This is a genomic window from Aestuariibaculum suncheonense, from assembly GCF_014596935.1.
Taxonomy (GTDB): domain Bacteria; phylum Bacteroidota; class Bacteroidia; order Flavobacteriales; family Flavobacteriaceae; genus Aestuariibaculum; species Aestuariibaculum suncheonense.
On the sequence record NZ_JACVXC010000009.1, the window covers coordinates 21,832 to 33,807 of the forward strand.

7 protein-coding genes are annotated in these 11,976 nt (G+C 35.1%); 6 read left to right on the forward strand and 1 reads right to left on the reverse strand.

What is annotated here, in order from left to right; all coding sequences use genetic code 11:
- Positions 1 to 395 precede the first annotated feature (395 nt).
- Positions 396 to 1,001 (reverse strand): RNA polymerase sigma factor, encoded by a 606-nt coding sequence (locus ICJ84_RS16370; protein WP_188217503.1) that lies wholly within the window; start codon positions 999 to 1,001, stop codon positions 396 to 398.
- 224 nt (positions 1,002 to 1,225) lie between these two features.
- Between ICJ84_RS16370 and ICJ84_RS16375 the strand changes: the two genes are divergently transcribed.
- The 6 genes from ICJ84_RS16375 to ICJ84_RS16400 all read left to right on the forward strand — a co-directional run bounded on the left by ICJ84_RS16375 (position 1,226) and on the right by ICJ84_RS16400 (position 10,788).
- Entirely contained in the window at positions 1,226 to 2,374 is a 1,149-nt protein-coding gene (locus ICJ84_RS16375; RefSeq protein WP_188217504.1) for a FecR family protein, read from the forward strand.
- A gap of 154 nt (positions 2,375 to 2,528) precedes the next feature.
- Complete coding sequence (locus ICJ84_RS16380) at positions 2,529 to 5,825, forward strand: SusC/RagA family TonB-linked outer membrane protein (protein ID WP_206688712.1); 3,297 nt, start codon at positions 2,529 to 2,531, stop codon at positions 5,823 to 5,825.
- A gap of 13 nt (positions 5,826 to 5,838) precedes the next feature.
- Entirely contained in the window at positions 5,839 to 7,254 is a 1,416-nt protein-coding gene (locus ICJ84_RS16385; protein WP_188217505.1) for a RagB/SusD family nutrient uptake outer membrane protein, read from the forward strand.
- Positions 7,255 to 7,284: 30 nt separating this feature from the next.
- Complete coding sequence (locus ICJ84_RS16390) at positions 7,285 to 7,995, forward strand: DUF4843 domain-containing protein (protein ID WP_188217506.1); 711 nt, start codon at positions 7,285 to 7,287, stop codon at positions 7,993 to 7,995.
- 27 nt (positions 7,996 to 8,022) lie between these two features.
- Positions 8,023 to 9,564 (forward strand): PKD-like family lipoprotein, encoded by a 1,542-nt coding sequence (locus tag ICJ84_RS16395; protein ID WP_188217507.1) that lies wholly within the window; start codon positions 8,023 to 8,025, stop codon positions 9,562 to 9,564.
- Between the two features lie 9 nt (positions 9,565 to 9,573).
- Complete coding sequence (locus ICJ84_RS16400; RefSeq protein WP_188217508.1) at positions 9,574 to 10,788, forward strand: thioredoxin family protein; 1,215 nt, start codon at positions 9,574 to 9,576, stop codon at positions 10,786 to 10,788.
- Positions 10,789 to 11,976: the final 1,188 nt, after the last annotated feature.

Sequence of the window (11,976 nt, forward strand, 5' to 3'; positions counted from 1 at the left end):
AATATAGATTAGTGAGCTAAAAAAGTAAATCCATCTGTTTAAAACAGCAACAGTAAACTACGACTTAACATCTCACGTCTCACGCTCCACGCTTCCCAAATCACACCCCACTGTCATTCAGTACCTGATGCGGAATCTATCTATCTAAGACCCACAACCCACAACCGATAACAGACAAAGCCTCACACCTCACACCTCACGTCTCAAAGATTTCTCGTATTGTAAACTTCCCCGAAAAAAAACGAACAGTTTATTGGGAGGAGGTCAATTATTATTTTGCGTGTTATAATATAAAAGAAAAAGGTCATTGATTTTTTGAGTGTTGTAGATTTGGAAACTGAAAACTTAAACAAGACCTTAATGGTGGGTATATCTTAGATTAAAATCAAGACAATCTATTTGTTGAATTTATAAACTAATTGAAGCTTGATTTTCTTGGAGAATTTTCTGAAAATAATCGGTAATAATAATTTATCGTCTTCAAATCCTAATCTGATTTTTTTGAAGGCGATACGCATTTGGGCTTCTATGGTCTTTTCAGAAACATTTAGTTTTTTAGCTATTTCTTTATAATTTAAGCCTCTAAGTTTATTGAGTTCTAAAATTTCTTTACATTTTGGAGGCAATGTATTAATGAGTTTTTTTAGTTTTAAAATCCGACGTTCTTGCTGGTCTTTGTTTTCAGTTATAGCTGCTCTTAAAATATCCTGACGTAATTCTTCCAAAAATAAATCTTGATTTTTGGTTTTTCGGTATTGGTCAATAAATGTATTGTAGGCGATTTTATATAAATAAGGTTTTACAGATTTTAAGCCTTCCAGCTTGTGTCTTTTTTCCCAAAGCGAAATAAAGACTTGTTGCACAATGTCTTCAGAAGACGGCACATCGCGAGTAAAGGTTGTTATGTAAACAACTAAAGGGTGGTAGTATTTTGAAAATAACGAGTTAAAGGCATGACGATCGTCATTTGCAATAGCTTCTATTAACGCTAAATCCTCCATTATTACTGACTCTTTTTATTCAATCTGTGTTATTATTTCGAGTTAATTCTAAAAAACAAATCTTTATAAGAAAATAGCTGTAAACGCAATAAATATCTTAAAGTAGAGACAATAATAGCTTTAAATAGAGATTAAATAAAGATTATTTTCAAAAAAAATAAAATTCTTTTAAGGGTATTTAAAAACTGAATACGTCTGGAGTGTAAATATAACATTAAAAAAAGTTGAAAAAATTAATACACAAATTTTTATCGCATTCCATTTCTGATTCTGAGAAAGAAGAGTTGCGCATCTGGTTAAAAGACCAAAGGAACTATAACATATTTAAACAATATGTGCGCGATGACTATGATTTAACAACATTGCTTGAAACTTTAGATGAACAGAGCGCTTACGATGAAGTTTGGAATAAGATTAACAAAACCGATAAAGTACGTTTCTTGAACTCAGCAAGGGTACAAAACATAGTTAAATATGCTGCCGTTGTTTTAGTGTTTCTTTCCATTGGATATTTTGCTTTTGTAAATACCGAAGACCAAATACCACAACCTGTCATTGTTAATAACAATATAAAACCAATAAGCAACAAAGCTATTTTAACCTTACAGGATGGCACCAGTATAAGTCTTGATGAAGTTGAAAATTACGAATCACTGAATTTAACCAGCAACGGCGAGGCGTTAATTTATAAAGAGGATGCATCAGCTGAAGCAGCTACAACTTATAACTACTTAACAATTCCAAGAGGAGGTGAGTTTCAGGTGGCTTTATCCGATGGAACCAGGGTTTGGTTAAACTCAGACAGTCAGCTAAAATACCCGACAAGTTTTGTTAAGGGCCAAACAAGAGAAGTACAGCTTGTTTATGGAGAAGCCTATTTTGATGTGTCTTCAAGCTCAAATCATGATGGGGCTGCTTTTAAAGTTATTGCGCCGCAGCAGGAAGTGAAAGTACTTGGAACCGAGTTTAATATTAAAGCGTATTACGATGAAGATAAAGTTTTTACAACATTAGTGGAAGGTAGCATCGCATTATTATCTCAGGATCGAGAAGAAATTTTAGAACCTAACCAAATGGCAACGTTTAATAAGATAAATCAGGATTTGGTGGTTAATAGTGTAGACGTTTATAACGAAATATCCTGGAGAGATAATATTTATAGTTTCGAACACAAGCCTTTAAAAGAAATCATGAAAGTACTTGCCAGATGGTATGATATGGAAGTTGAATTTGAAAATGATGATATTGAAAATACGCGTTTTAATGGAGTATTAGATAAAAAACAAAATATAGAAGAAATTGTTGAAAATATAAAAGATCTAGGATTTATAAATACATACGAAATATATGATAAAACACTCATTTTAAAATAAAAAAGGGAGCGAAGATAAGAAACTTGCCGGAATCGATCTTCGCCCCTGATATTTAATGAATTAATTTAAAATCAAACTAATCCAAAACAAATTTATGGAAAAAAAACAAACTAACTTATTTCCTCATTGGAGGAAAAAACAGCTAATTAATATTATGAGGCTACTCACATTTTTATTATGCATTAGCTCCTTTGCAATTAATCCTGCGAAATTAATTTCTCAGAATGCAAAAATTAAAATTGAAGCTAGTGAGTCTTTAACTGTTGATGAGGTTTTTAAACTAATTAGAAATCAAACAGATTACAGGTTTATTTATCAGGAAGATTTATTTAACAATGCCCCGAAGGTATATGTGAAAAAAGGCGAAATTCCGGTTAAGGATTTGCTTGGGCAGTTTCTAACAAATAATGACTACGTTTACGAATTAACTGAAAATAATACCATTCTTATTAAAGATATATTAGATGCTCAGGAAAAACAATTTCGTGTGTTTGGTACAGTTTCAGATAAGGAAGGCATGCCTTTAATGGGGGTTAATGTTTTACTTAAGGGGAAAAGTAGCGGAACGGTGACCGATATGGACGGAAAGTTTAAACTGTTGGTCACAAAAGATGATGTTCTGGTATTTAGTTTCATCGGTTATACTTCAAAGGAAATTGTAGTGGAAGACCAGTCTGCTTTAAATGTTGTTTTAGATGCAGATGTTTCTGAGTTATCTGAAGTTGTAATTACAGGTTACTACGAAAGAAAAGCGGAAAGTTTTACAGGTGCACAAACCACTATTTCAGGTAAAGAATTAACGGCTTTATCCAGTCAAAATGTGTTAAAAGCACTATCAATAGCGGTGCCTGCATTTAAATTGGTAGAGAATAATGATTTTGGTAGTGATCCAAACAGATTGCCTGATTTTGAAATTAGAGGGGGGAGTAGTATAAATACCGATCTAAATTCTGAATTTCAAAACAATCCTAACCTGCCGACTTTCATCCTAGATGGGTTTGAAGTTTCAGCTGAAATCATATTCGATTTGGACCCGAATAGAGTAGCAAATGTTACGGTTCTTAGAGATGCTGCGGCAACAGCAATTTATGGTTCCAGAGCGGCAAATGGGGTAGTGGTCATTGAAACCAATAAGCCTAAAGCAGGAAAATTGAATATTTACTATAATGCTAATCTCGATTTTACGGCAGCCGATTTATCAGATTATAATTTAATGAATGCCAGTGAAAAACTGGAATACGAAAGATTAGCAGGGTTGTATTCACATCCTAACGTGAATGTTAATGAGCAGTATCAGGAAAAATATAACGAACTTTTAACTCAGGTTCAAAAAGGTGTAAATACCGATTGGATTGCTATTCCTGTAAGAGAACTTGGAGTGGCTAATTCGCATTCACTTTTTCTTGAAGGCGGAGACGATCATTTTCTGTATGCTTTCAACTTAACCCATAATGAAACAGTTGGTGCCATGAAAGGATCTAATAGAAATAGAAATGGTATTTCTATTAAACTGCAGCACAACAGAGATAAATTGAGATTTATGAATACCTTATCGTTTAATAAGGTAAATAGTAAAAATTCAAAATACGGTAATTTTAGTACCTACACCTATCAAAACCCATATTTTTATCCGTATGACGTAAATGGTAATGTAAACGAGGTCTTATATACCTATAATGATGGAACTCAGGTGCCAAATTATTTATACAATGCAACTTTAAATATTAAAGATGAGAGTGAGTATAGTAACCTTTTAAATAATTTCTCTTTTTCATGGGATATAAATGATGCACTTCGATTAACGAGTCGTATCGGGTTGAATTTAAAGAAAGGATCTTCAGATTATTTCTTACCGGCAGATCATACAAGTTTTGCAAATTCATCTGTTAAAGGTCGATATACAAAAGGAGGAGAGGATGCGGTTTCATTCGATGGAAACTTGGTATTGTCTTATAACAAAACATTCGCTGAAAAACACCTGTTAAACACCACAGGGATTTATAATATTTCTGAATCAAAAATAGACTCTTATTCTTTTGTTGGTGAAAATTACCCAAATAGTAATTTAGACCACATTAGTATGGGAACCCAGTATCAAACTGGTGGTAGTCCTGGTGGTGATTATCAGCTACAAAGACTTGTAGGGTTGGTAGGTAACGTGAATTATTCTTATGATAATCGTTATGTAGCCGATGTTTCGGTTAGAGCTGATGCCTCTTCTTTATTTGGAGCAAACGATCGTTGGGGAACTTTCTTCAGTGGCGGTATTGGATGGAATTTACACAAGGAGAGTTTCCTGCAAGATCAAACCATTGTACAACTGTTAAAAGTTAGAGCATCATATGGTCAAACCGGAGGGACGCGATTCAATCCGTTTCAGTCTTTTATGATGTATAATTATAATAATCCGGCTCTGGACGGCTTAACCTACAATGGAGATCTGGGGGCTTTACTTATAGCTTTAGGGAACCCGGATTTAAAATGGCAGAAGAACGATAAATTCAATTTAGGATTAGATTTTGCATTGTTTTCCAATAAGTTAACGGGAAATTTTAATTACTACAATGAAGTGTCTAAAAATCAGCTAATCAATGTAACCTTGGCACCATCTGTTGGTTTTCCTACCTACACGGAAAACTTAGGAAAAGTTAGAAATAAAGGAATTGAATTAAGCATGAAATATGCTGTAATAAATGCGGCAGAATCTAAATTAAAATGGGATGTTTTTGTAAATGTTTTACATAATAAAAATAGCCTGTTGGAAATTAATGAAGCTTTAACAGCCTTTAACGAAAGACAAGATGAATTAGCTGGCGATGTTACTAATCCGGTAACTAGACCATTGGTGAAGTATGAGGAAGGACGTTCAATAAACACGATTTGGGCCGTAGAATCTAAAGGGATCGATCCGGCAACTGGGAATGAAATTTTCGTTGATAGAAATGGTAATTTAACGAACGATTACAATTTTGCCGACCAAAAAGCAATGGCGGTTCAGGATCCGGATATTGAGGGTAACTTCGGAACCTTCTTAAGATATTCAAACTTTGAATTGGGAGCATATTTCTCATACAGATTAGGGGGGTATACCTATAACCAAACTTTAGTAGACAAAGTAGAAAATGTAAACCCAAGGTCTAATGCCGATAAAAGAGTATTGTATGACCGTTGGAAAGCTCCTGGTGATGTAGTGCTTTTTAAAGCGATTAGTAACACCAGTAAAACATATCCAACGTCTAGATTTATTGAAAAGGATAATGAATTAAGAATGTCTTCATTAAATCTGTCTTACAATTTTGATAATACTATTCTTGATAAATGGGGAATTAACAGATTAAGAATGTCTTTGATAGCGAACGATGTATTTAGAGTTAATACCTCTAACATAGAACGAGGGCTTTCATATCCTTTTGCGCGTTATTATTCGTTCAACCTGCAAGTTTCACTTTAAAAAAAAAAATTAAATGAAAATAAGAATCTTTCAAATATTAATATGTACACTACTGTTAAATTCATGTAGTGATTACTTCGATGTATCTCCGAAATCTAACGTTAAGGCCGAAGATTTGTTTCAAGATGAGTCAGGTTTTAATCAGGCATTTTTAGGGGTTTACACCTTGATGAGTACAAAAGCTTTGTATGGTGATAATATGACCTATTCTTTTTTAGATGTTCTGGCGCAATATTACCCTTCTGTAAGAGCAAATTCTGATCATAATTTCATTAACGCTGTAGATTACGACTACAATGAGTTAAAGGAGGAAAACCGCATTGCAAATATCTGGTCTAAACATTATCAGGCTATTGCTAATGTAAATTCGATATTGCTTTTTATAGACGATCATGCCGCTGATTTTTCTGAAGGAGTTTACGAGGTGTATAAAGGGGAAGCTATGGCCTTACGTGCTTATTTACATTTTAATCTACTGCGTTTATTTGGCCAGGCTCCGGTTCTAGGAGCTAATGAACCTGCTATTCCTTACATGGATAAATACACCAATGAAGCACAACAGGCATTATCGGTTGATGCTGTGCTAGGTAAGATAAAAAACGATTTAATGCTTGGACGAGATTTAATGATGCAAAATGACCCTTACGGACCAAATTATCAAACTATTGATTATAATTTAGTTCCAAGGGCGCTCGAGAATCGTGAGTTTAGAATGAATTATTTTGCAGCAACGGCTACATTATCTTTAGTAAGTATTTATGAAGGCGATAATGAAAAGGCTTTAGGTTATGCACAGGAAATAATTGGAACAACCGATGGTTCTGTGTCTCCGGTAGACTTATTCAGTTTTGCCAATATTCCTAATGATATCACTGCAAAATCAGAAACGATTTTTGGTTTAAATGTTTCTAAGTTGGTAGAATATCAGGATTTGTATTTCTCTACTGCTTCCTATTCCGGTCAGCAAAGAGACTGGCTTGCCATTGATGCAGCTATTATCGAAACGATTTATACACCATATGGAGCGAGTTCAATCGATCAACGAGCAAATGTGTTTTTTGGTCCATCGCAAGGAGGAGATCGAGCGTTGGCGAAATATACGAACACAACCACGCTACCATTATTAAAAATAAGTGAACTCTACTTAATTGCAGCCGAAGCAGAAGCTAATCTTGATAATGCATTAAACTATTATAATACGTTTACGGCAAGCCGAGGTATTGAAGCGCAGACTGGGGTAACAAGAGAGGAACTGGATGCTGAAATATACAAAGAGTATAAAAAAGAATTTATAGGTGAAGGAAAACTGTTCTGGTTTTACAAACGAAACAATTTTGATGTTATTGGATTGTTAGATGATGTTGAGATTGACTCAGCTTCTTATGTATTTCCAATACCAACTTCAGAGATCGAATTTGGGAACCTTTAATCTATGTTTTAAGCTTAAAAAATGAAAAGTATGAAAAAACTAATTTTTAATATAATAACACTTGGTTTGGTCATGGCTGCGGTGTTCAGTTGCGATAATGATGAGTTTGTTTATCATGAAAAAGACGGAGTATATTTTAATGTGACCGATAGTGTTTATTACTCGTTTAAAGGTAAAACAACGAGTTCAGATACGCTTAAAATACCTGTTAAAATTATGGGAGATGTTTCAGATCTGGATCGAAGTTTTAAGGTGATGATTGATCAGGAAAATACCACAGCTGAAGAGGGAATACATTATAAAGCGCTTGATGAGACATATACCTTCAGTGCCAACAAATTTACTGAAGATTTAGAGTTGGTGGTTTATAAGGATGATCCTGCGCTGTTAACTGAAGATCGTATTATTGCTTTGAAGTTATTACCAACTAACGATTTTAATTTAGGGTATACCGATAAAATAGAGTTGAAGGTTTACATTACAAATCAAATTATAAAACCATCGTACTGGGATGATTTCCTGGATTTGTATTTTGGTGAATATTCCAAAGTGAAACATAATATGGCCATTACTGTTATGGGGCACGATTTTCCTTATTTAAGAAGTGAGGCTATATCGGTTACTGCTGGTTACGGTTATGGCTACTGGCAATCTCAGGGCCGTGCGACAGTAACTTACTTTATTGAAAATGAAGTTTACGACGAAAATGGCAATAGAATTTATCCATGGTCAGTATTTTAAAAATGGCTTAACCTTTAAATAAAAACAATGAAAAATATATTATATACACTTATGGTTGCACTGCTGCTTATTGGTTGTGTGACAGACGATACCGTTCATGATTTTAAAGACCTGAATGCGATAGAAATTAAAGGATTGGATGAGGCATATCAATTTAATTATCTGGAGTCGGCGACCATCGAACCGGAAGTTATTGTATCTGGTCAAAGTGAAAACGATTTGGAGTATCGCTGGTATATGTATACCGCTTCAACGCAATTCGTGGCCGATACGATTTCCAGAGAAAAAAATATGAATGCTATTATTAGTGCATCACCTGGTCAGGCCTATACACTTATTTATAGTGTTAAGGATTTGAATACAGGTATTGTTTATAAAAAGAAAATGTCTGCAGAGGTTTTTGGACAGCTAACGCAAGGGATGATGTTTTTAGCAGAAACAAATGGAAATATCGACGTAAACTTTGTGCGTCCGGATGGTTCTGTTTTATTTGATGTATTTACAAATGCTAACCCAGGGGAAACATTTGGGACGAACCCAAATAAAATTCAATTTGTGAATCCATCACCGTTAAAAGTGGCTTTAAAGAATGTTTACATTTTTTCAAATGACGCAGATGGTGGCGTTTTATTGAATCCGATAACATTCAAAAAGGAAAAGATGTTCAGAGATGCTTTTTATAATAGTCCAACAGCTGCGACGCTTAATACTGCGTACTATTACACGGCTAATTTAACCGATTATCTTATTGTTAATGGAAAAGCACATAATCGGGCTGTGAATGCTGGTGATCCGAATTGGAAACCGGAATTAGTAATAACAGATGCCACCATTGAAAGTAAATATAATCTGGCTCCATTTTTCATGAATGATTTTTCGAAATCTTTCCCTTATCCAGTTATGTATGATAATTTAAATGGTCGTTTCTTAAAGCATGAACCTGCCAATAAAGGTGAATTAACGCAGTTTACAGGAGGAAGTAAAATTGGTTTCGATTATAATAATACGGGAGTTAAAATGCTGTATAAAGGAGTAGGAATTACGCCAACAGGATATCGTGGGTTGTATTATTATGCCATCTGTGAGGGGGCTAACGATCCGTCTAAGCGTTTTATGATGAAATTCTTAAATGGCTTTAAAGTACTGCCTCCAGCTTTGGAATTACATGGGGAGGAGTTATATGAATTACCCGCCGGAGATTATCCGGGCTTATATGGTGCTACGGTTTATGCAGCCGATGATGTTGGCTTAAAAGGTGTATTGTGGTACAGCGATGGTAAAAAATTATATGCCTTAAATGCAAATGATGCAAACCCAACCGAAATTGTTATCCGCGATTTTGAAGCCGAGGGTATGGCTGTCGATGTGTTAAAAATGGTGCGTTACAGAAAAGATGGTGCATTTGTGTCGGAGCTTAGAATAGCAGTTCGCAATAGCAATCTAGCTTCAGGGCAGGCGGGAATCGTATACATGGAAGCTGGGACTATAGGTGGTTTAAATGCTACCGAATCTGCTAGCATGTTTGGTCTGGGCGATAGAATTATTGACTTCGACGAAAAATTAAACTAAATAAATATAATGATTAAGAAAACAAAAATAATCTATTTACTGTTGTTAATAGGAATGATAGTTAATGCTCAGGGCATTGAGTTCTTTCACGGAACCTATGAACAGGCATTGAGCAAAGCAAAGGCGGAAAATAAAAATATCTTCGTAGATGTTTATACCACCTGGTGCGGCCCATGTAAACTAATGTCTAAAAATACGTTTACAGATGAGGCAGTCGGTAAATACTTTAATGAAAATTTTATAGCAATTAAGTTAGATGCCGAGAATGAAGCGGAAAGTCCGTTTTTTGAAAAATATTCAGCAAGTGCTTTCCCAACACTATTTTGGTTAGATTCAAAAGGGGATATGTTAGATCAATATTCTGGTTATTTAGACCCTTTAGGATTACTTAATCAATCTGATAAAGCGCTTAAGAGTAATATTATGGCCGATTATAAAATGGCGGAGCAAAAATGGAATACTCAAAAACGCGATTTCAAATTGTATAACGAGTATGTCATGAGATATGTGAATAAGCTGGAACCTGAAAAGGTATTTCCTTTAACAGTAGAGTTTTTTGAAGGACTTACCGCGGAAGAAATAAAATCGATCGAAGCCTATGCCATCCTTGTGATGTTTACGCGTAAGGCAGAGGATAATCCGCTTTTCGATATTCTTCTCGATAATTGGAAGTATTATATGGTAGAGGTTAATAATGACCCTGAAGCATGGAAACGTCTTTATATCTGCTTGGTAAGAAACGCTTATGTAGCCAGAATGAAAAATGATACTGAGGCTTTAGAGAATCATATGGCTTACATGAAAAAGATGAACTTTGAATATAAAGAGGTCTTTTTAGAGTCTATTGAGTTAGAGCAGTTATTATTTGAGCAAAACTATTCAAAAGGTATCGAGAAAATGTTTGAGTTAACTGAAAAGTATAGTGATATGCCATTTCTTTATAAACAGTATTATTATACTTTAATCATAAGCAAATATTTTTTACAGGAGGATGTCGATATGAAGCAGGCCGAAAAGGTTATAGACTTTGCAAGGAAGAATGCGAAATTTAAAGCGACACAGGAGTCGATGTTGTATTTAGCTTCCGCATATGCTTATAAGGGAGATTATAAAACGGCCTATGAGTATTTGGCATCATTAGGGTTCTACCCAAAACCAATGTTGTCGAATGCAGTATACAAGTATTTAAAATTACCGAACCCTAAGCAGGAGTTTCCTTGGTAGCCTATGATAAACCCCTTAATTAAATTAAGGGGTTTAATTTTGAAATATTATGACAGATGGATAAGTATGGATTAATGTAAATGCAATGGAGGTTAATTATATGAAAAGATATGTTAACATTGATGAAGCAGATAACTTCATCCTATCTTTCTCATAAAGGCGTTCCATTTACAAGAGCGGATTTATATTGAATTGCAACTAGCACCGTTTGCGGTACAATAGAGAGATCATCTTTATCGTCTCACATCACGTTTCATAATTTCCTGTCATCCTGAATATGTCACACTGAGCATTTGATAGTAAAGGAGCAAACATCGTTTGAGGTCTAACCGAAGCGTTGGCCTAGGGGCTCCCTAACCAACACCACCCCACTGTCATTCCGCACCTGATGCGGAATCCATTAGCCTAAGACTTACAGCCTACAACCGATAATCCACAACGTTTCACGCCTCACATTACCAAATTAGGGCTGTCAAAAATCAGAAATAATAAGTGGAGGAATGAAACTGCGATGCGTAGCATCAAGCATGCAATTCCGAAAACGCATGGTGCTTTAGCAATTTCCTATTTTTTGACTTGACTTTTTTGGTTCTTTTTTGGTCAAGCAAAAAATGAACATTATGAGTTTAAAAAACAATAGACATGGACGAACAAAAACGAACATCATGAGTTCTAAATAAAACAATAGACATGCAAGAATAAAAATGAACAGATTAAAATAAAATCCTATTGCCCCAATCAAATCAAGTATAGACTACATTGAATCTTCGATTTCCAGCGAAGGCAAATTTGATATTAGTAGGGGCAAACAACCTTTGTAGTATAAATAGATTACACCTCACGCTCAACAAGATCCTGTCATCCTGAATATGTCATGCTGAGCTGAGTCGAAGTGTTGGTTCAGGATCTCTCCAACCAACAACACCCCACAACCGACAACACCCCACACTTCACGTCTCACGCCCCACGCCCCACGCTTCCCAAATCACACCCCACTGTCATTCCATACTTGATACGGAATCCATTTGTTTAAAACTTACAGGGTAGATCAAGCAAGATGTCGACCTAGGATTCATGTCGTAGCAAGATCAGTTTTAAGGCGCAGTAAGGGCAGAGAAGCATGGCCTAGCGTAGCGTTTGCCATGCGCTGTAAAGCCTTAAAACTAGAGATTCAAACTCTATTTGTCA